At 73.3% G+C, this 23,422-nt stretch carries 26 protein-coding genes; 8 read left to right on the plus strand and 18 right to left on the minus strand.

What is annotated here, in order from left to right; translation table 11 throughout:
- Positions 1-114 precede the first annotated feature (114 nt).
- Together G339_RS0118475 and G339_RS37945 are read left to right on the plus strand one after the other, a co-directional pair.
- Positions 115-336, plus strand: a complete 222-nt coding sequence (locus tag G339_RS0118475) for a DUF397 domain-containing protein (protein WP_019632565.1) — start codon at positions 115-117, stop codon at positions 334-336.
- 198 nt (positions 337-534) lie between these two features.
- Entirely contained in the window at positions 535-747 is a 213-nt protein-coding gene (locus G339_RS37945; RefSeq protein ID WP_084693309.1) for a DUF397 domain-containing protein, read from the plus strand.
- A gap of 50 nt (positions 748-797) precedes the next feature.
- On the opposite strand, the gene glmS is transcribed toward G339_RS37945, so the two are convergent.
- The 6 genes from glmS to G339_RS34325 form a co-directional block, all read right to left on the minus strand.
- Positions 798-2,642: a glutamine--fructose-6-phosphate transaminase (isomerizing) gene (gene glmS / locus G339_RS0118480; protein ID WP_019632566.1), complete on the minus strand. Its 1,845-nt coding sequence runs from the start codon at positions 2,640-2,642 to the stop codon at positions 798-800.
- 260 nt (positions 2,643-2,902) lie between these two features.
- Positions 2,903-4,306 carry a M48 family metalloprotease gene (locus G339_RS0118485; protein ID WP_026341570.1) on the minus strand — a complete coding sequence of 468 codons (1,404 nt, stop codon included), beginning with the start codon at positions 4,304-4,306 and terminating at the stop codon, positions 2,903-2,905.
- 428 nt (positions 4,307-4,734) lie between these two features.
- On the minus strand, positions 4,735-5,448 hold the full coding sequence (locus tag G339_RS0118495; protein WP_019632569.1) for an ABC transporter permease: 714 nt from the start codon (positions 5,446-5,448) through the stop codon (positions 4,735-4,737).
- Positions 5,445-6,356 (minus strand): ABC transporter ATP-binding protein, encoded by a 912-nt coding sequence (locus G339_RS0118500; RefSeq protein ID WP_019632570.1) that lies wholly within the window; start codon positions 6,354-6,356, stop codon positions 5,445-5,447. Before G339_RS0118500 ends, G339_RS0118495 begins: the two co-directional genes overlap by 4 nt.
- Positions 6,353-7,237 (minus strand): ABC transporter permease, encoded by an 885-nt coding sequence (locus G339_RS0118505; RefSeq protein ID WP_019632571.1) that lies wholly within the window; start codon positions 7,235-7,237, stop codon positions 6,353-6,355. Before G339_RS0118505 ends, G339_RS0118500 begins: the two co-directional genes overlap by 4 nt.
- Positions 7,234-8,127 (minus strand): ABC transporter ATP-binding protein, encoded by an 894-nt coding sequence (locus G339_RS34325; protein WP_019632572.1) that lies wholly within the window; start codon positions 8,125-8,127, stop codon positions 7,234-7,236. Before G339_RS34325 ends, G339_RS0118505 begins: the two co-directional genes overlap by 4 nt.
- A gap of 228 nt (positions 8,128-8,355) precedes the next feature.
- Between G339_RS34325 and G339_RS0118515 the strand changes: the two genes are divergently transcribed.
- Together G339_RS0118515 and G339_RS0118520 are read left to right on the plus strand one after the other, a co-directional pair.
- A complete protein-coding gene (locus G339_RS0118515; RefSeq protein WP_019632573.1) occupies positions 8,356-9,051 on the plus strand; it encodes an HNH endonuclease family protein in 696 nt (231 codons plus the stop codon).
- A 24-nt stretch (positions 9,052-9,075) separates the two neighbouring features.
- On the plus strand, positions 9,076-9,387 hold the full coding sequence (locus G339_RS0118520) for a hypothetical protein (protein ID WP_019632574.1): 312 nt from the start codon (positions 9,076-9,078) through the stop codon (positions 9,385-9,387).
- 156 nt (positions 9,388-9,543) lie between these two features.
- Here G339_RS0118520 and glmM read toward each other — a convergent pair whose 3' ends face one another.
- The 3 genes from glmM to rplM all read right to left on the minus strand — a co-directional run bounded on the left by glmM (position 9,544) and on the right by rplM (position 12,036).
- The gene (glmM, locus tag G339_RS0118525; protein WP_026341571.1) at positions 9,544-10,887 is read right to left on the minus strand and encodes a phosphoglucosamine mutase; all 1,344 of its coding nucleotides are present in this window, start codon (positions 10,885-10,887) and stop codon (positions 9,544-9,546) included.
- Positions 10,888-10,987: 100 nt separating this feature from the next.
- Positions 10,988-11,506, minus strand: coding sequence for a 30S ribosomal protein S9 (rpsI, locus tag G339_RS0118530; RefSeq protein ID WP_019632576.1), 519 nt, complete (start codon positions 11,504-11,506; stop codon positions 10,988-10,990).
- A gap of 86 nt (positions 11,507-11,592) precedes the next feature.
- Positions 11,593-12,036: a 50S ribosomal protein L13 gene (rplM, locus tag G339_RS0118535; RefSeq protein ID WP_019632577.1), complete on the minus strand. Its 444-nt coding sequence runs from the start codon at positions 12,034-12,036 to the stop codon at positions 11,593-11,595.
- 465 nt (positions 12,037-12,501) lie between these two features.
- On the opposite strand from rplM, the gene G339_RS36895 reads away from it, so the two are divergent.
- The 3 genes from G339_RS36895 (at position 12,502) to G339_RS0118550 (ending at position 16,617) form a co-directional block, all read left to right on the plus strand.
- Positions 12,502-13,197, plus strand: a complete 696-nt coding sequence (locus G339_RS36895) for a CAP domain-containing protein (protein ID WP_019632578.1) — start codon at positions 12,502-12,504, stop codon at positions 13,195-13,197.
- 69 nt (positions 13,198-13,266) lie between these two features.
- The gene (locus G339_RS0118545; RefSeq protein WP_019632579.1) at positions 13,267-14,484 is read left to right on the plus strand and encodes a hypothetical protein; all 1,218 of its coding nucleotides are present in this window, start codon (positions 13,267-13,269) and stop codon (positions 14,482-14,484) included.
- Between the two features lie 24 nt (positions 14,485-14,508).
- On the plus strand, positions 14,509-16,617 hold the full coding sequence (locus G339_RS0118550) for a hypothetical protein (RefSeq protein WP_026341572.1): 2,109 nt from the start codon (positions 14,509-14,511) through the stop codon (positions 16,615-16,617).
- A gap of 257 nt (positions 16,618-16,874) precedes the next feature.
- Here the strand turns inward: G339_RS0118550 and truA are convergent, their stop codons facing one another.
- From truA to infA, 8 genes are all read right to left on the minus strand, one after another.
- Positions 16,875-17,729: a tRNA pseudouridine(38-40) synthase TruA gene (gene truA / locus G339_RS0118555; RefSeq protein ID WP_019632580.1), complete on the minus strand. Its 855-nt coding sequence runs from the start codon at positions 17,727-17,729 to the stop codon at positions 16,875-16,877.
- A 149-nt stretch (positions 17,730-17,878) separates the two neighbouring features.
- Positions 17,879-18,367, minus strand: coding sequence for a 50S ribosomal protein L17 (gene rplQ / locus G339_RS0118560; protein WP_019632581.1), 489 nt, complete (start codon positions 18,365-18,367; stop codon positions 17,879-17,881).
- A 151-nt stretch (positions 18,368-18,518) separates the two neighbouring features.
- Positions 18,519-19,532 carry a DNA-directed RNA polymerase subunit alpha gene (locus G339_RS0118565; protein ID WP_019632582.1) on the minus strand — a complete coding sequence of 338 codons (1,014 nt, stop codon included), beginning with the start codon at positions 19,530-19,532 and terminating at the stop codon, positions 18,519-18,521.
- A gap of 119 nt (positions 19,533-19,651) precedes the next feature.
- Positions 19,652-20,278, minus strand: coding sequence for a 30S ribosomal protein S4 (rpsD, locus tag G339_RS0118570; protein ID WP_026341573.1), 627 nt, complete (start codon positions 20,276-20,278; stop codon positions 19,652-19,654).
- A 22-nt stretch (positions 20,279-20,300) separates the two neighbouring features.
- The gene (gene rpsK, locus G339_RS0118575; RefSeq protein WP_018657564.1) at positions 20,301-20,702 is read right to left on the minus strand and encodes a 30S ribosomal protein S11; all 402 of its coding nucleotides are present in this window, start codon (positions 20,700-20,702) and stop codon (positions 20,301-20,303) included.
- A gap of 57 nt (positions 20,703-20,759) precedes the next feature.
- A complete protein-coding gene (rpsM, locus tag G339_RS0118580) occupies positions 20,760-21,140 on the minus strand; it encodes a 30S ribosomal protein S13 (RefSeq protein WP_019632584.1) in 381 nt (126 codons plus the stop codon).
- Positions 21,141-21,339: 199 nt separating this feature from the next.
- Positions 21,340-21,453: a 50S ribosomal protein L36 gene (gene rpmJ / locus G339_RS0118585; protein ID WP_019632585.1), complete on the minus strand. Its 114-nt coding sequence runs from the start codon at positions 21,451-21,453 to the stop codon at positions 21,340-21,342.
- 64 nt (positions 21,454-21,517) lie between these two features.
- Entirely contained in the window at positions 21,518-21,739 is a 222-nt protein-coding gene (gene infA / locus G339_RS34335) for a translation initiation factor IF-1 (RefSeq protein ID WP_018657567.1), read from the minus strand.
- A 312-nt stretch (positions 21,740-22,051) separates the two neighbouring features.
- On the opposite strand from infA, the gene G339_RS0118595 reads away from it, so the two are divergent.
- Positions 22,052-22,633 carry a hypothetical protein gene (locus tag G339_RS0118595; protein WP_019632586.1) on the plus strand — a complete coding sequence of 194 codons (582 nt, stop codon included), beginning with the start codon at positions 22,052-22,054 and terminating at the stop codon, positions 22,631-22,633.
- 36 nt (positions 22,634-22,669) lie between these two features.
- Here the strand turns inward: G339_RS0118595 and G339_RS34340 are convergent, their stop codons facing one another.
- Positions 22,670-23,359 (minus strand): sortase domain-containing protein, encoded by a 690-nt coding sequence (locus tag G339_RS34340; protein ID WP_019632587.1) that lies wholly within the window; start codon positions 23,357-23,359, stop codon positions 22,670-22,672.
- Positions 23,360-23,422: the final 63 nt, after the last annotated feature.

Below are 23,422 nucleotides of genomic sequence, written 5' to 3' on the forward strand. Positions count from 1 at the left end.
GGGCACCAAACCCACCTTTTGGACCCCCTTTTTTGTGAGCTTCTTTCAGAATCGGGGTCTTTTGGCACGCGCCAAAAAGTGGGCAAATCGGCCGAACAACAACAGGGGTGACTTATGGCCAGAATCGAGATGGACACAGCGGCGTGGCGGAAGAGCACCCGGTGCGGCGGCAGCGCCACGTGCGTCGAGGTGGCCGCCCTCCCCGGGGGCCGGGTCGGGGCGCGCGACACCAAGCGCGGCCCGGCGGGCCCGGCGCTGGCCATCAGCCGTGACGGCTGGCGGACGTTCGTCCGGCAGACCCGCGGCGGGCTTTTCGATCTCGCGACCGGCGACTGACGCCGACGCGATCTCGCGGACGAACCGCCGTCCTCGCGGCGCGGGGACGGCAGTACACCACGCGCTCGCACCACGGAAGGGTTCCGGGCCGGGAGCAACAACCTAACCAGTACGCATCGGTAATTTGCCCCAAAACGGGTAGTACCCCTCCCGGCAATGACGCCGCCTTCTTTCGTCACGATTCGATGAGGGGGTGGGATGCGCGAAGAAAAGCCGTCCCCGGTCCGCTGGACGAAGAGCAGCCGCTGCGGAGCGAGCAACACCTGTGTCGCCGTCGCGCGACTGTCTTCTCACCAAACCGTCGGCATCCGGGACGACGCCGACCCCTCGGCTCCCCTTTTCCTCACGCCCGGTGAATGGCGTGACCTCGCCCGCCGGGTCCGGGCGGGCGAGTACGACCTGGACTCCTGACGCGCCGGTCCCGTCCCGGCGGCCGCGCCGCGCGGGACGGGACCGCCGCGTCACTCCACCGTGACCGACTTGGCCAGGTTGCGGGGCTGGTCCACGTCGTGGCCCTTCGCCGTCGCCAGCTCGCACGCGAACACCTGCAGCGGGACGGTCGTCACCAGCGGCTGCAGCAGCGTCGGCACCGCCGGGACGCTGATCAGCGTGTCCGCGTACGGCTCCACCGACGTGTCGCCCTCCTCGGCGATCACGATCGTGCGGGCCCCCCGCGCGCGGATCTCCTGGATGTTCGACACGATCTTGTCGTGCAGGATCTCCCGGGCGCGCGGCGGGACGACCACCACGACCGGCAGGTCCTGCTCGATCAGCGCGATCGGGCCGTGCTTCAGCTCGCCCGCCGCGAAACCCTCCGCGTGCATGTACGCCAGCTCCTTGAGCTTCAGCGCGCCCTCCATCGCCACTGGGAACCCGACGTGGCGGCCGAGGAACAGCACGCACCGCTCGTCCGCGAGGGAACGTGCCAGCGAGCGCACCGGCTCCATCGTCTCCAGCACCTTCTCGACCTTCGCCGGCATCTCCGCCAGCAGGCCGACCATGTCGGAGACCTCGTCGCCCCACTTGGTGCCGCGCACCTGCCCGAGGTACAGCGCCACCAGGTACACCGCGACGAGCTGCGTCAGGAACGCCTTCGTCGACGCGACCGCGATCTCCGGCCCGGCGTGCGTGTAGAGGACGCCGTCGCACTCGCGCGGCAGCGTCGAGCCGTTGACGTTGCAGATCCCGAGAACGCGCGCCCGCTGCTCGCGCGCGTGCCGCACCGCCATCAGCGTGTCCATCGTCTCGCCGGACTGCGAGATCGCGATCATCAGCGTCGACCGGCCCAGGATCGGGTCGCGGTAGCGGAACTCGTGCGCCAGCTCCACCTCGCACGGCAGACCCGCCCAGTGCTCGATGGCGTACTTGGCGATCAGGCCCGCGTGGTACGCCGTGCCGCACGCGACGATCACGACCTTGTCGATGTCGCGCAGCGCGTTGTCGGAGATGCGCATCTCGTCCAGCGACAGCCGGCCGTCCGCGCCGACCCTGCCGAGCAGCGTGTCGGCGACCGCGCGCGGCTGCTCGGCGATCTCCTTCAGCATGAAGTAGTCGTAGCCGCCCTTCTCGGCGGCCGACACGTCCCAGTCGACGTGGTACTCGGTCACCTCGGCCGGGGCGCCGTCGAAGTCGGTGACGGTCACGCCGTCCGCGCGCAGCTCCACCACCTGGTCCTGGCCCAGCTCGATCGCGTCCCGCGTGTGCGCGATGAACGCCGCGACGTCGCTGGCGAGGAAGTTCTCGCCCTGCCCGACGCCCACCACCAGCGGCGAGTTGCGGCGCGCGCCGACCACCACGTCCGGCTCGGCCGCGCTCATCGCCACCAGCGTGAACGCGCCCTCCAGCCGGCGGCACACCGCGCGCAGCGCGGCGGCCAGGCCCGCGCCGGACTTCAGCTCGTCCTCCAGCAGATGCGCGACGGCCTCGGTGTCGGTGTCGGACGCGAGCTTGTGCCCGGCCTCCTCCAGCTCCGCGCGCAGCTCCGCGAAGTTCTCGATGATCCCGTTGTGGATGACCGCGACGTTCCCGGTGCAGTCGGTGTGGGGGTGGGCGTTGTGGTCGGTCGGCGCGCCGTGCGTCGCCCACCGGGTGTGCCCCATCCCCACCGTCCCCGCCGGGGGCGGCTCCTCCTCGAGCGCGGCGCGCAGGTTGGCGAGCTTGCCCGCCCGCTTCGCCGTCGCCAGTCTCCCGTCCGCCGCCAGCGCGACTCCCGCCGAGTCGTATCCGCGGTATTCCAGCCGGGCCAGGCCCTCGACCACGACTTCGAGCGCCGACTGCCCACCGACGTAACCCACGATTCCGCACATGATGGCCAGCCTATGCGGTCCCCCGCGAGAACCCCACGCCCGACCCCACCCGTCCGATGACGTTCCCTGGCGCGATCGGGAATGCTTGCGCGCTTAGCAAAACCGCAGGTCAGCGCGGGTTTCTTCCGGACGATCGGGCGCTCGGCGATCCCATTTCCACGGAACTGGTCCAGACCACTCGGCCGTCAATTCGTTCGCCCAAGAATTCACCCGGCAACCGTGAAGCCGCCCTGAAATCGCCGCCCGGACGGCCGCCCCGCTCACGCCCCGGCCCTCCAGCGCGCGCCCGACCGCCCCGCCTGGACGATGCCCAGCTCGGCACGGACGGCGGCGGGATCGGTCAGCGCCAGGTCGACCAGCTCGTCCACCGGCCTCCCGGGCCACTCGACCCCCAGACCGTTCGCCCAGGAGGTCGCCCAGCGGCCGTTGCACCGGCCCACGATCTCCATCTGGATGGCGGCGCGCAGTGCTCCTTGGAGGCTCACGCCCTGGCGGGTCACCGCGCGTTGGAGCCATGAGCGCCGGGAGCGGCCCGCCCCAAGGTCGTCCAGGGCCGCGCCGAGGCCGCCGGGGAGCGCGCGGGCGGTGCGCGCCGTCGCCGGGATGAACACGTCCGACCAGACGCGGTCCCAGCTCACCGGCTTGAGCTTCGTCCATTCCTTGTCGATGAAGTGGTCGAGGTAGGGCTCCAGTTCCCGGTCGATCGCGGCGGGGTCGCGCAACAGCGACCGCGCGGGCTCGTCCGGCTCGTCATCCGGGAGTGGCGGGGTGGTCCAGCGGGCGCGCTGCCAGGGCTGCTGCTCGTCGAGGAGGACGTCGACGCGTACGCGCAGGGCCGCCTTGTCCGCAGCGAAGCCCGGATCGGCGGCCATCGCGGCCAGTCCGGCGAACAACGTGTCGGGACGGCGGCCCACTCGCCAGAGCGGGACGAGGAACATTCGGGCGAAGCGATCCTCGATGAACGAGGTGAGCACGAACTCCGCGATGTCCGCGCGGCGCGGCCCACCCGCGGCCCGATCCGCGTCGGTCTCATACCGCCTGGAGAAAGCCTCAGCGAGCCGCAGAGCCGGCCACTGGCACAGGCCGCACAGCCACCGCCGGACCAAGCCGCGCCGCGCCGCCGCACGCTTGTCGATCTCGTGCTCGAAGGCGTGGAGGTAACCGTACGCGCGGAAGCCGCGCTGGGCGAGGTGGGCCGTCTCGTGGGCCGCGAGCCGCACGAGCACCCCGCGATCGACCAGTTCGAGGATGCTCATGCCGATGCGGAGTATGTTCGTGCCGTCGCGCAGCCGGTGCGCCCAGATCTGTTCGTCCGGCGTCAGCTCGATCCGGTCCGGCGGGGCCAGCCCGCGGCGGGCGGCCGACGCGCGGACCGCCGCCCACAGCTCCGGCTCGTCGTCCGCCGTCACCGGCAGCCCGGCGGTCCCGAGCGGCACCCGCAACCGGCGGGCCAGCCCGATACCCCGCGGGACGACGCCGCCCAGCAGAATGCACGCGGCGATGGCCGCCAGGACGACGGCCAGGTAGCCGTGCGCCGACAGCGCCGTCCAGCCCAGCGCCGCGAAGCCCAGCAGCAGGACGAGGAAGACCAAGACATCGGGCAGCACCAACCCGACGTACACGAACACCGCGGCGGCGCGCGTCGACCAGGGACCGGGAAGCACCCGCCAATCCTGGCGGCCGCACCCACACCGCCGAGCCCCGAACCGATCACAACCTGATCTCCCCGCGCACAGACCGACGCTGCGCTGCCATACGGACGTGCTACTTCCCGGCCAACGGCGGCCGGGCCTAGGCGTCGATCTCTCCCCCGCGCGCAGTCCGACGCAGCCCATGCCACACGGATGGCCCGGCTTCCCGAACGGCCGACGACGGCCGGGGCTTGGGCGGCGGTCTGCGGGTCAGGGGCTTGGCGCGCGGGGCGGCGTCGGGTTGCCGGTCGGGTTGTGGGCGGGCGTCGGGGTGGATGCGGGGATCGCGGTCGCGGTGGTCGTGCTTGTCGCGGCGTTTCCGCGCCTGTGCGCGTCGGTCCGGGTGGAGGGCTGACCGCCGTGCGGGGCGGGTGCGGGAGCGGTCGCGCCCGCCCGGCGGGTCATTCCGCCCCGGCGATGGTCAGGGTGCGCAGCCGGGCCGCGCCCAGGAACGTCCCGCCGACCGCCGCGACGAGCAGCAGCGGGATCGCCGCGCCCAGGCTCACCGTCGAGTCCACCTGGTGCGCCGAGGTCAGCGCGTCCGCCACCGCCAGGGACCACTGCTGCACCGACACCGCGCCCGCGCCGGGCGCCAGCCCGCTGAACAGCGTCTCCCACACCAGCGCGTACAGCAGGCCGATCGTGACCGCGTTGCGGCTGGCGACGGCCAGCGCCGTGAAGATCGGCGTGTAGGCCGCCGCGCCGACGAGCAGCGCCGCGCCGAACGCCGGGGCGACGCCCGCCGTCGTGCCGCTCATGATCAGCCCCGCGAGCAGGCCGGGGACCACCGCGAAGGCGACCACCAGCGAGAACGCGACCGCGAGCTTGGTGACCAGCACCGACGTCCGCGAGATCGGCTTGGTGAGGACGTACATGATCTGCCCGTCGTCGATCTCCGGGCCGATCACCCCGGTGCCCGCGATCAGCGCGAGCAGCGGCAGCAGCGTGCTCACCGCGACCGCCAGCACGTTGGTCGTGGTGTCCAGGTCGGCGTTGCCGGTCACCCGCAGCACCGCCGCGAGGACGAGCAGCAGCAGCGGCAGGACGAACAGCAGCAGCGCCCGGCGCCGCCCCAGCATCGCCCGGTACGTGATCATCGCGATGGTCGAGTTCACCGGTCCACCAGGTAGGAGAAGACGCTTTCAAGGGACTCGTCGGACGGGGAGACCTCCCAGAGGCGGACCCCCGCGTCCCGCGCCAGGCGCGGCAGCAGCCAGGTGAAGCGGGCGAAGTCCACCGCCTCGACCTCCAGCCCGTCCGCGCCGAGCCGGACGCTGCGCGCCGACCCGTCGGCGATGATGGCCGCCGCGAGCACCCGGTCGTCGGCGGACCGCACCGTGAACAGGTGCGGCCGGTCGGTCATCAGCCGCCGGATCTCGCGGAAGTCGCCGGACGCCGCGTGCCGCCCGGCGATGATCACCTCGATGTGCCCGGCGAGCCGCTCGACCTCCTCCAGGATGTGCGAGGAGAACAGGATCGTGCGGCCCTCGGCGGCCATCTGCCGGATGACCTCCATGAGCTGGAGGCGCTGCCGCGGGTCCATGCCGTTGAACGGCTCGTCCAGCAGCAGGACGGCGGGGTCGTGGACGAGCGCGGACGCCATCTTGATCCGCTGCTTCATCCCCTTGGAGTACGTGCCGATCGTCCGGTCCGCGGCGGGCTGCATCTCGACGCGCGCCAGCGCCCGCTCGGCCGCAGCGCCCGGGTCGGCCAGCTTGTGCAGCTTCGCCATCGCCAGGACGAACTGCCGCCCGGTCAGGAAGTCGTACGCCGTCTCCGGCTCCGGGACGAGCCCGAGATGCCGGTAGACGTCCTGGTTCTTCCAGATCGGCGCGCCGTCCAGCACGGCCGTGCCGGAGGACGGCGCGAGGAACCCGCCCATCATGTGGATCAGCGTGGACTTCCCGGCGCCGTTGGGGCCGAGGAGCCCGGTCACGCCCGGCCCGATCGTCATCGTCACGCCGTTGACGGCGACGACGTTGCCGTACCAGCGCGACACGTCCGTCAGCTTCAGCTCGCTCACGACAGGCCCGCCTTCCGGAACCGGCGGTGCAGCACCAGCAGCCCGCCCGCGACGACCAGCGCGCACAGCACCAGCGCCAGCAGCCCGCCGCCCACGCCGGACGGGACGTCCGACGCGGTCGGCTCCGCGCCGAGCAGCCGCACCTGCACGATGTCGACCAGGTTGAACGGCGCGAAGAACCCCATCGCCTTCGCCGCCGCGAAGTTCGTCTGCGCCTCCGCGATGTTCTGCACGAGCGTGACGATCGCGCTCGTCAGCAGGAACACCGCGATGACCGCCGTGACGCCGAACCCGCGCCGGGGCGTGAGCGCCGCGACGCCCGTCCCGATCGCCGCGAGGACCAGCGCGTACAGGACGCACCCGACGAGCGCCGCGAGGAAGTGCAGCAGCTCGGTGCCCGGATGCGGCATCTTGGCGATCAGCCCGCCGACGTACAGGACGAGCACCGGCACGCCCGTCATCGCGAGCACCGCCGTCGCCATCGCGGCGAACTTCGCCAGGACGAACGGCAGCGGCGCGATCGGCCGCGAGAAGTACAGCGGCACGACGTGGAACCGCAGCTCCCGCGAGGCCAGCACCGGCGCCTGCGACGCCACGAAGATCGCCAGGATGACCTGGACGTTGAACGCGTACCCCGCGTACGGCCACAGCAGCTCGGACCGCTTGGTGATCAGCGCGGCCCCGACGTCCATCGCGGCCGGGGCGACCACCGCCGCCGCCAGCAGGAACGGCATGATCTTCGCGCGCGCCGGCCGGCCGAGCCCCCACGCCGCCCGCAGGTTGTGGACGTACAGGGACCGGACGAGGTACCCCGCGCCGAGCCGCGGCCCGTCGTAGTGGCGGTAGCCGATGTCGTGGATCGTGCTCGTGCTCGTGCTCACGCGGTGAACACCTCCTCGATGTGGTGGCGGCGCTGCTCCAGCCGGATCAGGCGCAGGCCGAGGTCCGCGACGCCGTCGCGGATCAGGTCGTAGGTCTCCTCGCCCGCGATGTCGATGACGAGGCCGCGCCCCTCGGGCCGCACCGCGACGCCGCGCGCGTGCAGGTGCTCGCCGAGCGCGTCCCGCCCGTCCTCGACCTCGACGGTCAGCGCGCCGCTCTTGGCGGTGAACGCCGCGACGGCCTGCGAGCGCAGCAGCTTGCCGCCGTCGATGATGACGACGTGGTCGCAGACCCGCTCCAGCTCGCCGAGCAGGTGCGAGGTGACCAGCACGCTGATCCCGAACTCCGCCCCGATGCGGCGGATCAGCGCGAGCATCTCGTCGCGCCCGGCCGGGTCGAGGCCGTTGGTCGGCTCGTCGAGGAACACCAGCTTCGGGTCGTGGACGAGCGCCTGCGCCAGCTTGACCTTCTGCTTCATGCCGGTCGAGTAGCCGCCCATCGGGCGGTAGCGCTCCTCGTACAGCCCGACGTGGCGCAGCACGTCGGCGGAGCGCTCGCGGGCCGCGCCCGGCGGCAGCCCGCACATCCGGGCCATGTGGACGACGAACTCGGTCGCGGACACGTCCGGCGGCAGGCAGTCGTACTCGGGCATGAACCCGACGCGTTCGCGGATGGCCGCTCCTTCGCGGGCGATGTCGAGGCCGAGGACGGACGCGCGGCCCGACGTGGGCGGCAGCAGTCCGAGCAGGATCTTGATGAGCGTGGACTTCCCGGCGCCGTTCGCGCCGACGAGTCCGACGACGCCCGCGTCGACGGAGACGTCGAGGTCGTCCAGGGCGGTCACCCGGGGGAACCGCATCGTCAGTCCCTGGGTGGCGATGATCGGCATGCGCCCGAACCTAACGGGTCCGGGCGGCGCGGCGCGTCACCCGTTCGGCCGAATCGGGCGGTCCGAAGGTCTGCCTCCCGGATGACCCGGGATGCGACTCCCGGCGCACTGGGCCATGATCGTGCCGCGAGGTCAGGGCAGGGTGTCCCGCGCGCCACGACGTCCGCCGGTCCCTCTTACCGTGCGTGAGCGCCGGGAACGGGTGTGGCCAGAACGAAGGTGGTGAGCATGGTGACGGAACCGCTGAAGCGGAACGCGGTCATCACGGTGATCGCGGTGGCGGCCCTCGCGGCGGGCTGCTCGAACGGGTCGGGCACCGGCGAGACGGCGGCGCGCGGCGGCACGCCGGCGAAGGCCGCGAACGAGTGGACGCCCCCGAAGGACCAGGTCGCGGAGGCCAGGACCAAACTCCGGTCCCTGCGGACGAAGGAGCAGGGGAACCACTCGGGGTACTCGCGGAGCAAGTTCGGCGTCCGCTGGAAGGACACCGACCACGACGGGTGCGACCAGCGCAACGACGTCCTCGCGCGCGACCTCACGAACATCAAGCGCGACGGCAAGTGCAAGGTCCTGTCGGGTCGGCTCAAGGACCCCTACAGCGGGCGGACGATCGAGTTCACCAAGGCCAAGGCCAGCGAGGTGCAGATCGACCACGTCTACCCGCTCGCGCTCGCGTGGCGCATGGGCGCGTCCGGCTGGCCCGCGAGCCGCCGCCAGGAGTTCGCGAACGACCTGAGCAACCTGCTCGCCGTCTGGGGCCCGCCGAACCGGGAGAAGAGCGACAAGGGGCCGTCCGAGTGGAAGCCGCAGCAGGCGTACCAGTGCGCGTACGGCGTGAAGTACGTGATGGTCGCGGACAAGTACGTCCTACCGGTGACCAAGGCGGACCACGACGCGCTTGAAGGGTTCCTCGGCCGCTGCTGATCCCGCGACCCTAGTCTGGGGATCATGAGCGAGCAGAACGAATCAGGCACGTCCGGCGAACCGGCGGAGGAGCGGCCGCGGGTCCGCACCGAGCGGGCCGTCGGCGCGCGCGCCCTCGGCGCGCAGGTGACCGGCGCGAGCGCGACGGGCGTCGCGCTCCGGCTCGGCAGCGGGCTCGGGTCCGTCGCGCTCGGCTCGCTGGTGGTCGGCGCGGTCGCGGTGGGCGCGCTCGCGATCGGCCGCCTCACGGTCAAGCGCGCGGTGATCGCCGCGCTGGAGGCGGGCACGGTCGACATCGAGCACCTGCGCATCGGCAAACTGGAGATCACGGACTGACGCGGCGACGGCCGACCGAGACGCGAGTGCGTGACCTGCCGGGCCGGGCGACGCCGAAGGCGAGCCCCGCCCGGCAGGTCGCGAAGCGACGCCGCACTCGCACGCAGGCCAGGTAAGCCGCGAGCCGCCAGGCGAGCGGCTTGGCTTGGGCTGCAATCAACCCAGAGCGCTGCGGACGACCTCCGCGAGGCGGTCCGCGACCGCCTTCGCCTCGTCGTGCGTCGGGGCCTCGACCATCACCCGCACCATCGGCTCGGTCCCGCTCGGCCGGATCAGCACGCGCCCGCCGTCGCCAAGCTCCGCCTCGGCGGCGGCGACGGCCGCGGCGACCTCCGGCGACGTCTTGGCGCGCGTCCGGTCCACGTCGCGGACGTTCACCAGCACCTGCGGCAGCCGCGTCATGACCTTGGCCAGCTCGTCCAGCGGCCGCCCGCTGCGCGCCACCGCCGACAGCAGGTGCAGCCCGGTGAGCACGCCGTCGCCGGTCGTCGCGTGGTCCAGCATGATCACGTGGCCGGACTGCTCCCCGCCGAAGACGTACCCGTGCTCCTTCATCGCCTCCAGCACGTACCGGTCCCCGACCGCGGTCTCGACGACCTTCAGCCCCGCGTCGCGCATCGCGTTCTTGAACCCGAGGTTCGACATCACCGTCGCGACGACGGTGTCGGCGGCGAGGCGGCCCGCCGCGCGCAGCTCCAGCGCGAGGATCGCCATGATCTGGTCGCCGTCGACGTCCTCGCCGGACGCGGTGACGGCCAGGCAGCGGTCGGCGTCGCCGTCGTGGGCGATGCCCGCGTCCGCGCCGTGCTCGCGGACGGCGGCGCGCAGCGCGTCCAGGTGCGTGGAGCCGCAGCCCTCGTTGATGTTGAGCCCGTCGGGGGCCGCGCCGATCGTCACGACGTCCGCGCCCGCGCGGCGCAGCACCTCCGGCGCGACCGTCGCGGCCGCGCCGTGCGCGCAGTCGACGACGACGCGCAGCCCGTCCAGCGAGACCGGCACCGTGGACAGCAGGTGCGCGACGTACTGTTCGACCGCTCCATACGCGTCCCGGACGCGGCCGACGCCCGCGCCGGTCGGCGGCTCCCACGCCCCGCCGACGACCGCCTCGATGCGGTCCTCCATCTCGTCGGCCAGCTTGTAGCCGCTGCGGTCGAAGAACTTGATGCCGTTGTCGGGCGCGGGGTTGTGCGACGCCGACAGCATGACGCCGAGGTCGGCGTCCAGGGCGCTGGTGAGGTGCGCGACGGCGGGCGTCGGCAGCACGCCGAGCCGCAGCACGTCCACCCCGGCCGAGGCGAGCCCGGCGACGACGGCCGCCTCCAGGAACTCGCCGGATGCGCGCGGGTCGCGGCCGACCACCGCCGTCGGCCGGTGCCCCTCGAACGCGCCCGCCTCGGCCAGGACCCGCGCCGCCGCGACGGACAGGTCCAGGGCCAGCGGCGCGGTCAGGTCGCGGTTGGCCAGCCCGCGCACGCCATCGGTCCCGAACAGACGACCCACGATTCAACTCCCGGAAAAGACGAAAAAAAACCGCGCGGGGCGGCCGGAGCACGGCTCCGGCCACCCCGCGCGATCAAATCCCACTGCGCAAGGGTAGTGGTTAGCGCTTGCTGTACTGCGGCGCCTTGCGGGCCTTCTTGAGACCGGCCTTCTTCCGCTCGGGAACGCGCGCGTCGCGGGTGAGGAAGCCCGCCTTCTTCAGCGCGGGGCGGTGCTCGATGTTGGCGAACTGCAGGGCGCGGGAGATGCCGAGGCGCAGCGCACCGGCCTGGCCGGTGGTGCCGCCGCCGGACACGCGCACGAGCACGTCGAACTGGTCTTCGAGGCCGAGCAGGACGAACGGCTCGTTCACGATCTGCTGGTGGACCTTGTTCGGGAAGTACTGGTCCAGCGTGCGGCCGTTGATCGTCCACTTGCCGGTGCCGGGCACGATCCGGACGCGGGCGATGGCCTGCTTGCGGCGGCCGGTGCCGGCGGCGGGGCCGGTGGCGACGGGCTGGCCGAGGAAGCCGGCGTCGGCGCCCTCGGGGGTCTCGGTGCTGTACTCCGACGGCGCGTCTTCGTACGAGTCGAACTCGGCGCCCTCGGCGGGCGTCTCGATGCCGGACTGCTCGGTCACGTTTCTCCTAGGGAAGTCTTCTGGCCAGGGCGGCGGACCCAGTCGGGTGCCCCGGCGGCCGCTGTTTCCTGTTGTGCTGCGGGGTGTTACTGCGAGATCTGCTTGATCTCGAACGGGACCGGCTTCTGCGCCTGGTGCGGGTGCTCCGGACCGGCGTAGACCTTGACCTTGCCGAACATCTGGCGGCCGAGGGTGTTCTTGGGCAGCATGCCCTTGATCGCCTTCTCGACGGCCTTGGCCGGGTTCTTCTCCAGCAGGTCGCCGTAGGAGATCGAGCGGAGGCCGCCCGGGTAGCCGGAGTGCCGGTAGGCGCGCTTCTGCTCGCGCTTGTTGCCCGACAGCGCGACCTTGTCCGCGTTGACGATGATGACGAAGTCACCGGTGTCGAGGTGCGGCGCGTAGATCGGCTTGTGCTTGCCGCGCAGGAGCTGCGCGGCCTGGCTCGCGAGCCGCCCGAGCACGACGTCGGTCGCGTCGATGACGTGCCACTGACGCTGCACGTCGGCGGGCTTAGGGGTGTACGTGCGCACGGTCGTAGACCTTCGTTTCCTTGTCGGCTTGCGTTCGATCCTCCGTCCACCCCGGGAATGACGGGTGGACGCCTTGCGGCGGCAGTGCCCGCCAGGCAGACCGGAAAAGAGTCCGACATGGCGCTCGCGGCGAGACGGTCCACGCCAGGATCGTGCGGTGTACCGGCACCGGCCGCGTTCGTACCCTACAGACGGGCCTCGACACATACCACGGCCTCCCAGGGTATCCGCCCCGGCCGGAGCCCGTCAAAGCGGGCGGGACGGGCCCGGCGCGCCGCCCGCCGCGGCCCCGGAACCGGCCGCCTTCCTGCACAGACTAATCCGACAGAAACCCTGACTTTTCAACTTCGCGCGCGGTAGAGTCCGCGCGACCGGTCCATCGTCGGCCCCGTCCGGCCCGCCCCCCGGGAGCCACCGCTGCCCTCCCCGCGCCAGCCGCGGCGTCCGCGCCGCCGCCGCGCCGGGATGATCGCGACGTCCGTCACCAGCGCGGGCCTCGCGCTCGCCCTCGGCGTCGCCCTCGACCGCGCCGTGCTGACCCCGCGCGGCGGGCCCGTGCCGGTCGCCGTCCTCGACCCGGGGCCCGAACCCGCCGCGGCCGACACCGTGCGGCCGGGCGGGCCCGACGCGGCGTCCTCCTCGCACGCGGCGCGGCGCGGGGCGTCCGCGCGGCCGTCCGTGACCTCGTCCGCCGGGACGGCCGACGAGCGGGCGACGCGGCCGAACGGCCCGCGCCGCACCCCGCGCGCGCCCGCCACCCCGGCCGCGCCGCGCGTCCCGGCGGCGGACGCCGAGGCCGCCGCGGTCGTCCTCACCAACCGGGAACGTGCCAAGGCGGGCTGCCCGGCGCTGCGCGTCGACCCGGCCCTGCGCCGCGCCGCCCGCGCCCACTCCGCCGACATGGCCGCGCACAACTACTTCGGCCACGACTCGCGCGACGGCGAGTCGCCGTGGCAGCGCATCCGCCGCGCGGGCAACGCCGCCCCCGGCGCGGAGAACATCGCCCGCGGCTTCCCCACCGCGCGGGCCGTCGTCGACGGCTGGATGCACAGTCCCGGGCACCGCGCGAACATCCTCAACTGCGGGCTGCGCAGCATCGGCGTGGGGATGGCGACGGGGCCCGGCGGGCCCTGGTGGACGCAGGATTTCGGCTGGTCATGAGGGGTGCGGGCGGCCGCGTCCCCCCGGTTCGGACCCGTCCGGCGGCACGCTTCGAGTAGGGTCACCGGCATGGGTTACCCGGGTGATCACGGCGCCGCCGACGACCGCGCTCCGGACCGCGCGACGCCCGCCGAGGCGTTCGGCGCCGGTCCGCGGCGGCCCCTCGCGGCGCCCCACGGCACCGGCGGCGAGGCGCCCGCGACCGACGATCCGTTCGGCGCGACGGCGCCGTTCGACGGGCGTCCGGCGAGCGGGCCGACGGCGTCCTTCGGCGCCCCCGCGGCGAGTCCGCCCACCACGAGCCCGCCTACCACGGGCACCCCGCTCGCGCCGCCGTTCGGTGCGCCGGGCGACGGGTTCGACGGCGGCTTCGACGAAGGGCTCGGGACGCCCGTCGCGGGCCAGGCGACGCGCACGCAGCGCGTCCCGTCCGGCGGCTTCACCGGCGGCGTCCCGGACGGTCCCGAGTCCGGCGGCCCGGCCGAGCCGCCCGCGTTCGGCGGCTTCGGGCACCCCGACGACGCGCCCGTGCCCGCCCCCGGCCGTCCGTCCGGGCGGGGCCGCACGCCGCTCGTCGTCGCCGGGTCGGCGGCGGCCGGGCTGGTCCTCGTCGCCGCCGGGTTCTTCGGCTCGTCCATGCTCAAGAGCGACGACGACAAGCCCGCGCCGCGCAAGGCCGCCGCGCAGACGGCCACGCGGCCGACCGCCAAGGTCACGCCGACCGTCCCGCCGCTGGAGCCGGTCAAGCTCCGGAGCCGCGCCACCGACCCCAAGCCGCTGACGCTGCGCGAGGCGTTCGGGAAGAAGTCGTTCACCGGCGGCGGCCAGAAGTACCTCCGGACGGCCGTCCGCTCGGGATCGTGCGCCGCCGGCGTCACGGGGGCGGCGTTCGTCGCGGCGCTGAAGAAGGCCGGGTGCAGCCAGGGCCTCCGCGCCACGTACGCGCGCAAGGACGGCAAGCTCATCGGGACCGTCGGCGTCCTCAACCTGCGCTCGGAGAAGGCCGCGCGGTACGCAGCCAAGGCCGCCGCCGCCAAGTCGGCGCATCTGACGGCGCTGCCCGGCACCGGCGTCACCGCCAAGAACGGCAAGGGCGAGGCGCTCGGCAGCGCGCAGGTCAAGGGGCACTACCTCGTCCTGACGTGGGTGCAGCGGCCGGACGGCAAGAAGATCGCCGCCGCGTACGACAAGGTCGTCGCGGCGTTCGGGCAGCAGGTCGTCAAGAGCGGCGGCCTCGGGTTCGCGCTCGCCTACCGGGAAACCGAAGGCAAACCCTTCAACGGTTGAGCATTGTGAATACCCTGTCTGGCTATGTCTGGATCTAACGACGGACGGGCCCCCGCCGCGGGCGACGGCGAGCAGGACTCGCCGGACCTGCGCGTCCGTGCGTTCGGCTTGCACAAGCCCTGGTGGGCCTCCGACGAGCCGGAGGCCGAGCCCGGCCAGGAGACCGCTCCCGCCCCACCCGAAACCGACGAAACCGACGACCTCGACCGGCCCGCCGCCGGAACCCGCCCCGGCGCGACCGGCCCGGGCGGCGAACCCGGCGGGGAAGCCCTGCCCGGCGCGACCGGCCCGGGCGGCGAACCCGGCGAGGAAGCCCTGCCCGACGCGTTCGCCACGGACGACGCCGAGGGCGGGTCCGGCAAGGCCGCGCTGCGCGACCGACCTGGCGCCGCCCAGGACGCGTTCAGCCGGGAAGCCGGTCGACCCGATGCCGCGGAGGACGCGTCCGGCGGGAAAACCGGCCGACCCGACGCGGCCGACGATGCGTCCGGCCGGAAGACCGGACGACCCGGCGCGGGCGGCGAGCCGGGCTCGGCCCCGTCCGACCGGCTCGTCGCGCGGGGCGCGGTGCCGCGTCCCACGCCGCCCGGCGACGACGAGCCGGACGCCGCCGACGACTCCGCGGCCCCCGTCCTCCAGCCCGACGCGATCATCCCGCCCGGCATCACGCCGCCCGCCTCGGGAACGCTCCCGCTCCCCGAGGCCGCCGCCAAGCCGCCCACCGCCTTCGGCGGCGCGGCCCGGTCGCGCCCGGCGCCCCTGCCGCCGGAGGACCTGGTCCCCGACGAGCGTGAATCCCCCCGGGGAACCGGATCACCGGGCGGCCGCCCCTTCGACGCCGACGACACCGCGGTGGACGGCCCGCCCATCAGCACGGACGACCTCGCGTCCTCCAACGCGGACGCGTCCTCACCGGGCAACGGGCTCGTGGACGCGGGCGGTCCCGCATCGACCTCGCCGCCCAACGACCTCCCGCCCGGTGAACGGCCCGGCGCGGGCGGCCTTCCGGCGAACAGCCCTCCGAAGGGCGCGCCGCTGACCGGCGCGGGCAACCCTCCGGCGAACGGCCTCCCGCCCGGCGCTGCGGGCACAAGCGCCCTCGCTCCAGGCAGCGCGGGCGACCGTCCGGACGGGTTTCCGCCGGGCAGCGTCGGCAACCACCCCGGCGCGCTTCCGCCGGGCAGCGCGGGCGACCGCCCCGGCGTGTTTCCGCCGGGCAGCGTGGGCGACCGCCCGGGCGCGCTTCCGCCGGGCGGCGCGGGCGGGCGTCCGCCGGGCGACGCGGGTGATCTCCTGCCGGGCGGGTTCGCGCCGGACGGCGGCGAGCGGGACGCCACCGCCCCGCAGCCCGCCGTCGTCGGCGGGGCGCAGCCGCCGTTCGGTCCCGGGCCGATGGCACAGGGCGCGGGCGCGCCCGCGCGCGGCGGGAACAAGCGGCGCGCGACGCTGTTCGCGGCGGGCGGCGTCGCGGCCGTCATCGTGCTCGGCGCGGCCGGATACGCGCTCGCGGGCGGCGGCGACGGCGCGCCGGAGCGGGCCGCGTCGGCGAAGCCCGCGTCCCCGGCCGCGTCGCCCTCGGTCTCCGGCCAGCCGCCGATCACGCCGACCGCGCCCACCGCGCCGTCCGGCATCGACACCGAGAAGACCGACCCCCGGCCGCTCGCGCTCATCGAGGTCTTCCCCGCCAACGCCGTGACGCTCGGCGGCCACGCCTACGTGCGCGACCGCTCGTCGGTCAACCACGACTGCTCGCTCACCGCGCGCGGCGCGATGGCCGCGGCCCTCGCCCACGAGAAGTGCCGGGGCGTCGTGCGGGCGACGTTCATCGACCGGGAGCGCACCGTCGCCGTGACGACGGGCGTCGCGATCCTCCCGACGAAGGCCGCCGCCCTGCGCGCGGGCCGCGCCGGGGACCCGAGCCGCTACGAGTGGTTCCGGGGCATGCAGGGCAAGCGCTCCACCGAGATCGACCGCGCGGGCGGCTACGCCGCCGCGACCGTCCGCGGCCGCTACATCATCTACGCCTACGCCCAGTACGCGAAGGGCCGCCCCGCCCCGGGCGGCCCGAACCTCAAGACGGTGACACGCCAGTTCATCGACTACGCCGTCCGCCCCATCGAGGCCCGCGCGTAACCCATCCGACGACGCGGCGCCGGGGGCGCCGCGTCACCACCCGCGACCAGAACCGACACGCACGGCCGCATCACGCATCCTCAAGCCCCGTCCGCGGCCGAGCAGGCGGGCACCTAGTCCCGACACGGCGGGTACATCGGACGGCCGAATCAAACGCGACGACGCGTCACGCCATCCCGAGCCACGCCGATCCGCAGCACCCAGGACGCAGCATCGAGCCATCCCGGTGTCGCTGCGGCGAGGCCCGTCGTGGGCGTTCAGGTCTCGTCGGCGGACGGTTCCGGCGCGGAGGCGGCCAGCGTCCGGACGCGGCGCGTGCGTTGGGCGCGTTCGGCGAGGCCCGCGGCGTCCGGATAGCGGACCTCCTCCAGCGTCAGGCCGTGCGCGGGGGCGACGTTCACCGCCGAGTCGCGGACGCGCGCCGCGAGGACGCGCCCCGGCCAGTCCGGCTCGCGGCGGCCGTCGCCGACCGCCAGCAGCGCGCCGACCAGCGCCCGCACCATCGAGTGGCAGAACGCGTCGGCCTCGACGGTCGCGACCGCAAGGCGCGGCTCGACCCGCTCCCACCGCAGCGTCTGCAGCTCGCGGATCGTCGTCGCGCCCTCGCGCTTGCGGCAGTACGCGGCGAAGTCGTGCTCGCCGGTGAGGAGCGCGGCGGCCTCGTTCATCCGGTCCACGTCGAGCGGGCGGGGGTGCCACAGGACGTCGTGGCGGCGCAGCGGATCGACGCCGACCGGGTCGTCGCAGACGCGGTACGCGTAGCGGCGGGCGAGCGCGGAGAAGCGGGCGTCGAACCCGTCCGGCGCGACCGACACCCGCCACACGCGGACGTCGGCGGGCAGCAGCCCGGCGAGGCGGCGCGGCAGCGTCGCGCTGACGGTCCCGTACGCGGCGACGGGCAGCACCACGTGCGCGACCTGCCCGCGCGCGTGGACGCCCGCGTCGGTGCGCCCCGCGACGGTCAGCATCGGCGGCGGGTCGAGCCGCAGCGCGCGCCCCAGGGCGTCCTCGATGACGCCCTGCACGGTGCGCTGGCCCGGCTGGCGCGCCCAGCCCGCGAACGCGGCCCCGTCGTAGCCGAGGTCGAGCCGGAGTCTCACCAGGGCGGTCATGTCGGCCGGGTCTCCCGGCGGCCGGTGATCGTGTTCGGGCACGGTGACGACGACTCCCTCGGCCTGACCATGCGGCCAGTGTGGCAAAGATCAGGCCCGCCGTCCCGTAGCGGGACGGCGGGCCTTCGCGCATGTCGCGCGGGCGCCGATTACTCGGACTTGGCGGTCTCGTCGGCCTCGGCGGCGGGCGCCTCGGTCGGCTCGGCGGCGGCCTCGGTCGCCTCCGGGGCCTCGGCGGGCTCCTCGGCGGCGGGCTTGGCCGTGCCGGTGGACGCGGCGAGCTGCTCCTGCACCAGCTCGATGACCGCCATCGGGGCGTTGTCGCCCTTGCGCGGCCCGAGCTTGGTGATCCGGGTGTAGCCGCCCGGACGGTTCGCGAACCGCGGCGCGATCTCGGTGAACAGCTCGTGGACCACGCCCTTGTCGCGGATCACGGCCGCGACCTGGCGACGGTTGTGCAGGTCGCCCTTCTTGGCCTTGGTGATCAGCTTCTCCGCGAGCGGGCGGACCCGGCGGGCCTTGGCCTCGGTCGTGGTGATGCGGCCGTGCTCGAACAGCGCCGTCGCCAGGTTGGCGAGGATGAGCCGCTGGTGCGCGGCGCTGCCGCCGAGGCGGGCGCCCTTCGTGGGCTGGGGCATGGTCTGTCCTTCCTGCGCCGGCCGTGTCAGGTACCGGCGTCAGCCGAACCCCGGGGCCGACCGGCCCCGGGGGTGTTGCGTGTGGCGTGTCACCTGTGGGGGACGACCCCCACAGCCCCGCGGTACTGAGAAACGACGCGGCGGTCGTTGCTCAGTACTGCTCGGTCTCCGCGTACCCGCCGTCGTCGTCGCCGTAGGAGTCGGCGGCGGCGCTCGGGTCGAACCCGGGCGGGGAGTCCTTCAGCGAGAGGCCCATGTCGTTGAGCTTCTGCTTGACCTCTTCGATCGACTTGGCGCCGAAATTCCTTATATCGAGGAGGTCCTGCTCGCTCCGGGCCACCAGCTCGCCCACCGAGTGGATGCCCTCGCGCTTGAGGCAGTTGTAGGAGCGGACCGTCAGGTTCAGCTCCTCGATCGGCAGCGCGAGGTCGGCGGCGAGCGCGGCGTCCGTCGGCGACGGGCCCATGTCGATGCCCTCGGCCTCGACGTTCAGCTCGCGCGCCAGGCCGAACAGCTCGACCAGCGTCTTGCCCGCCGACGCGACCGCGTCGCGCGGCAGCAGCGACTGCTTGGTCTCGACGTCGAGGATGAGGCGGTCGAAGTCGGTGCGCTGCTCGACTCGGGTCGCCTCGACCTTGTAGACGACCTTGAGGACCGGCGAGTAGATCGAGTCGATCGGGATGCGGCCGATCTCCTGGCCGGGCTGCTTGTTCTGGGCGGCGGAGACGTAGCCGCGACCGCGCTCGACGGTCAGCTCCATCTCCAGCTTCGCCTTGTTGTTCAGCGTGGCGATGTGCAGGTCGGGGTTGTGGACCTCGACGCCCGCGGGCGGCGCGATGTCGGCCGCGGTGACCTCGCCCGGACCCTGCTTGCGCAGGTACATGACGACCGGCTCGTCGTGCTCGGACGAGACGACCAGCTCCTTGAGGTTCAGGATGATGTCGGTGACATCCTCCTTGACCCCCGGGACGGTCGAGAACTCGTGCAGCACGCCCTCGATGCGGATGCTGGTGACCGCCGCGCCCGGAATGGACGACAGCAGCGTGCGCCGCAGCGAGTTGCCGATGGTGTAGCCGAAGCCCGGCTCCAGCGGCTCGATGGTGAACCGGGACCGGTACTCGTCCACCTGCTCTTCGGCGAGGGTGGGACGCTGAGCGATGAGCATGAAAGCTCCTTCTTCCCGCGGTGCCCGCTATTTGACGACCGCGTTCGGTGTTCCGTTCTCGCATTCCCCGCCGGGCGGGCGCGCAATCCGGCGCCCGCCCGGCGGGGAATCCCGAAGCCCTACTTGGAGTAGAGCTCGACGATCAGCTGCTCCTGGACGGGAGCGTCGATCTGCTGCCGGACCGGCAGCGAGTGGACGAGGATGCGCATGCGCTCCGCGTCCTGGCCGAGCCACGCCGGGACGGGGCGCTCGCCCGCCTCGGCCTTGGCGACCTGGAACGGCGTCGACTCCAGCGACTTGGCCTTGACGTCGACGATGTCGGCCTCGTTGACCAGGTACGACGGGATGTCGACCTTCTTGCCGTTGACCCGGATGTGGCCGTGGCGGATGAGCTGCCGGGCCATGTCGCGGGACTTGGCGAAACCGCCGCGGTACACGACGTTGTCCAGGCGGCGCTCCAGCAGCGACAGCAGGTTCTCACCCGTCTTGCCGCCCTGGCGGTTCGCCTCGACGTAGTAGTTGCTGAACTGCCGCTCCAGCACGCCGTAGATGCGCTTGGCCTTCTGCTTCTCGCGGAGCTGGAGCAGGTACTCGGTCTCCTTGGGGCGACCGCGGCCGTGCTCACCCGGCGGGTAGGGCCGGATCTCGATCGGGCACTTCGGCCCCTCGCACTTGCTGCCCTTGAGGAACAGCTTCATCTTCTCCCGACGGCAGAGCTTGCAGTCGGCACCGGTGTAACGAGCCATGTCTCCTGGTTCTCCCTCGGCCTCAGACGCGCCGGCGCTTGGGCGGGCGGCAGCCGTTGTGCGGGACGGGCGTGACGTCCTGGATCGAGCCCACCTCGAGGCCGGTCGCCGACAGCGAGCGGATGGCGGTCTCGCGGCCCGAGCCCGGGCCCTTCACGAAGACGTCGACCTTGCGCATGCCGTGCTCCATCGCGCGCCGGGCGGCGGCCTCGGCGGCCTGCTGGGCGGCGAACGGCGTGGACTTGCGCGAGCCCTTGAACCCCACGTGGCCCGAGGAGGCCCAGGAGATCACGTTGCCGTTGGGGTCGGTGATCGAGACGATCGTGTTGTTGAACGTGCTCTTGATGTGGGCGTGCCCGTGAGCGACGTTCTTCTTCTCCTTGCGGCGCACCTTCTTGGCGCCGACACGGCTCTTGGGAGGCATCTGCTCTCTCTACTGTTGAGGTCGTCGATCCGGCGGACCCGAATCGGCCCGGACGGACTACTTCTTGCCGGCCTTCTTCTTCCCGGCCACGGTCTTCTTCTTGCCCTTGCGGGTGCGCGCGTTGGTCTGGGTGCGCTGGCCGTGGACGGGCAGGCCGCGGCGGTGCCGGATGCCCTGGTAGCAGCCGATCTCGATCTTGCGGCGGATGTCCGCCTGGACCTCGCGGCGCAGGTCGCCCTCGGTCTTGTAGTGCGCCTCGATCCAGTCGCGGAGCTTGACCAGGTCGTCGTCGCCGAGCTGGTGGACCCGCAGGTCGCCGCTCACGCCGGTGCCCGCGAGGGTCTCCAGCGCGCGCGTCCGGCCGATGCCGAAGATGTAGGTGAGAGCGATCTCGACCCGCTTCTCGCGGGGGAGATCGACGCCGAGGAGGCGTGCCATCGTGGGCAGTTCCCTTCATTGGCGGAGGTATCGGCGCATCGCGTCCGCACACACCCTGCCCGGGTGGCGGCCTCGGCCTCCGTGTCCGAGGGTCGGTCCTTCACACGACCGTGCCGCACGGCCCCTGCGGGACGTACGGCATGCGGTGCGCGAAGGCTGCGATGCGTGGTGCTGGGCGCTTCGCCGCGCCCGGGTCGCGTCAGCCCTGGCGCTGCTTGTGGCGCGGGTCGGTGCAGATGACCATGACCCGGCCGTGGCGCCGGATGATCCGGCAGTTCTTGCAGATCTTCTTGACGCTCGGCTTGACCTTCACTGGGTCTCCTCTGGTTCAGGGTCACCCCCGCGCCGCCACGCGCGGGGAAGGCAACCCCAGTGGGTTACTTGTAGCGGTAGACGATCCGACCGCGCGTGAGGTCGTAGGGGCTCAGCTCCACGACGACGCGGTCGTCCGGCAGGATTCGGATGTAGTGCATCCGCATCTTGCCGCTGATGTGGGCGAGCACCTTGTGCCCGTTGTCGAGTTCCACCCGGAACATGGCGTTCGGCAGCGACTCGATGACGGTGCCCTCGATCTCGATGGCGCCTTCCTTCTTGGGCATGTCCTCCGCGCTTCGCTGATCGGCTCATTGGACGTCGGCCCGAGGCGTCCACGACGCGTCCCGGAAAAGGGACCACCGAAGGAAACCCGACCGCGACCTGGAAGAGAGCCCGAGAGGTCGCGCACCCCGTGAGGGGACGCGCGCAGGCATCGTTGAGGGCGGCCGAAAACGGACCGACACAGGAGTGTACGTCACCCACCCACCGGATGCGAAACCGACACATGACCCGAGGGTGGAGACCGCTCCCGATAACAGCATACCTCGCTCGCGCGTTGTACCTTTCGAGGAGAGATACGTCCAAGGAGGATCGGCATGCCGAGCTATGACTTCGCGCTGATCCTCAGCCGTCCGTTCTACGAGGACGAGCTGGACCCGCTCTTCGACCGCACCCGGGGGGACGTCACCGTCTCCATCGTCACCGAGCCGCAGCACGCCGACCGTCCCGGGAACGCGTCCTGCACGTGGTCGGCCCGGACGCTCGCCGCCGCGATCATGGAGGTCGTCGCGCACGTCGAGGAGAGCGCCGCCGGGCTCCGGGTCCTGCGCGTGGAGGCCGATCCGCTGCTGACCATGCGCGACATCGCGGAGCGCACGGGCCGCTCCGTCGACTCGGTGCGGCTGTCGGTCACGGGGGCGCGCGGGTCCGGACGGGGGCTGGGGCGCAGCCCCGAGGAGCGGTTCCCCGCCGCCGAGATGTCCACCGGCGGCCACCGGCTGTGGCGCTGGTCGAAGGTCGCCGCCTGGTACGGCGTCGAGGACCCGGTGCTGCGCGAGGCGCGGCCGACCGCGCGGGCGATCAACGGGTGGCTGGCGCTGCGCGACGTCGTCCCGGACATCGCGCCCGCCGCGGACGACGTGACGACGGCGCTGTCGGCGGTCGTGCAGGTCGCTTGAAGGAACCGCCCGGACGGGACGTGACGTTCGCCTCGGTCAGAGGGACGCCAGGTCCGTCAGGCGGTACGCCGCCGTGAACGCCGCGTAGACGATGACGCGGGCCGGATGGCTGCGGGCGTCCGCGTCGTAGCGGCCCGCGCCCGCGATCAGCCGCAACTCCGGGCCGTCCACCGGCCCGTGGACGCGGGACTCGGGGAAGTCGTCCCACGGCACCCGCTCGGTGCCGGTCACCCGGAACACCGCGACCGTGTCGTCGGCGCGGACGATGCCGACGATGTCGCCGCACGCCAGGTCGCCGAGGCGCGCGAAGCCCGCGCCGGGCGAGCCGAGCGGGTTTCCGACGATCACGGCCGCGCCGGGGCGGCCCGGCGTCGGGCCCGCCGCGTACCAGCCCGCCAGACCGGGCTCGTCGGCGGGCGGCGCGGCGACGCGGCCGGCGGCGTCGCGGCCGACGCCCGCCAGCGCCGCCGAGACGCCGATCGCCGGGATCGCGATCGTGCAGGGCAGCGCGTCGCCGAGGTCGCCCGTCAGCGGGATTGGGCGCAGCCGGTCCGCGCCGGGGGCGTCCGGCGCGTGGTCGGCGTACGGCGTCTCGTGCGGGAACGGGACCGGCGCGGCGTCCCGGCCGAACCGGCAGCCCGGCGGCGGCTGCGGCGCGGGCGGCGCGCAGCGGTTCCGGCCGGTCCGGCGGGCGGCGGCGCGGCCCCACGGGCAGCGCCTAGCCATCGCGTCCGTCCCGGGGCGGCCGCGCGGGCGCGCGCGGCGGGATCGGTGCGCGGTCCCGCGCTC

The sequence above is a fragment of the Actinomadura atramentaria DSM 43919 genome (assembly GCF_000381885.1).
Lineage (GTDB): Bacteria > Actinomycetota > Actinomycetes > Streptosporangiales > Streptosporangiaceae > Spirillospora > Spirillospora atramentaria.

Excerpts from the sequence above, each read along its gene's own strand:
- G339_RS34340 (WP_019632587.1), bottom strand. The coding sequence starts at position 23,359 with ATGGCTAGGCGCTGCCCGTGGGGCCGCGCCGCCGCCCGCCGGACCGGC.
- G339_RS0118515 (WP_019632573.1), top strand. The coding sequence starts at position 8,356 with ATGGTGACGGAACCGCTGAAGCGGAACGCGGTCATCACGGTGATCGCG.
- glmS (WP_019632566.1), bottom strand. The coding sequence starts at position 2,642 with ATGTGCGGAATCGTGGGTTACGTCGGTGGGCAGTCGGCGCTCGAAGTC.
- rpsM (WP_019632584.1), bottom strand. The coding sequence starts at position 21,140 with ATGGCACGCCTCCTCGGCGTCGATCTCCCCCGCGAGAAGCGGGTCGAG.
- infA (WP_018657567.1), bottom strand. The coding sequence starts at position 21,739 with ATGCCCAAGAAGGAAGGCGCCATCGAGATCGAGGGCACCGTCATCGAG.
- G339_RS0118565 (WP_019632582.1), bottom strand. The coding sequence starts at position 19,532 with ATGCTCATCGCTCAGCGTCCCACCCTCGCCGAAGAGCAGGTGGACGAG.
- G339_RS0118520 (WP_019632574.1), top strand. The coding sequence starts at position 9,076 with ATGAGCGAGCAGAACGAATCAGGCACGTCCGGCGAACCGGCGGAGGAG.
- rpsD (WP_026341573.1), bottom strand. The coding sequence starts at position 20,278 with ATGGCTCGTTACACCGGTGCCGACTGCAAGCTCTGCCGTCGGGAGAAG.
- G339_RS0118475 (WP_019632565.1), top strand. The coding sequence starts at position 115 with ATGGCCAGAATCGAGATGGACACAGCGGCGTGGCGGAAGAGCACCCGG.
- rpsK (WP_018657564.1), bottom strand. The coding sequence starts at position 20,702 with ATGCCTCCCAAGAGCCGTGTCGGCGCCAAGAAGGTGCGCCGCAAGGAG.
- G339_RS0118545 (WP_019632579.1), top strand. The coding sequence starts at position 13,267 with ATGGGTTACCCGGGTGATCACGGCGCCGCCGACGACCGCGCTCCGGAC.
- truA (WP_019632580.1), bottom strand. The coding sequence starts at position 17,729 with ATGACCGCCCTGGTGAGACTCCGGCTCGACCTCGGCTACGACGGGGCC.
- G339_RS36895 (WP_019632578.1), top strand. The coding sequence starts at position 12,502 with ATGATCGCGACGTCCGTCACCAGCGCGGGCCTCGCGCTCGCCCTCGGC.
- G339_RS34325 (WP_019632572.1), bottom strand. The coding sequence starts at position 8,127 with ATGCCGATCATCGCCACCCAGGGACTGACGATGCGGTTCCCCCGGGTG.
- G339_RS0118595 (WP_019632586.1), top strand. The coding sequence starts at position 22,052 with ATGCCGAGCTATGACTTCGCGCTGATCCTCAGCCGTCCGTTCTACGAG.
- G339_RS37945 (WP_084693309.1), top strand. The coding sequence starts at position 535 with ATGCGCGAAGAAAAGCCGTCCCCGGTCCGCTGGACGAAGAGCAGCCGC.
- rplQ (WP_019632581.1), bottom strand. The coding sequence starts at position 18,367 with ATGCCCCAGCCCACGAAGGGCGCCCGCCTCGGCGGCAGCGCCGCGCAC.
- G339_RS0118550 (WP_026341572.1), top strand. The coding sequence starts at position 14,509 with ATGTCTGGATCTAACGACGGACGGGCCCCCGCCGCGGGCGACGGCGAG.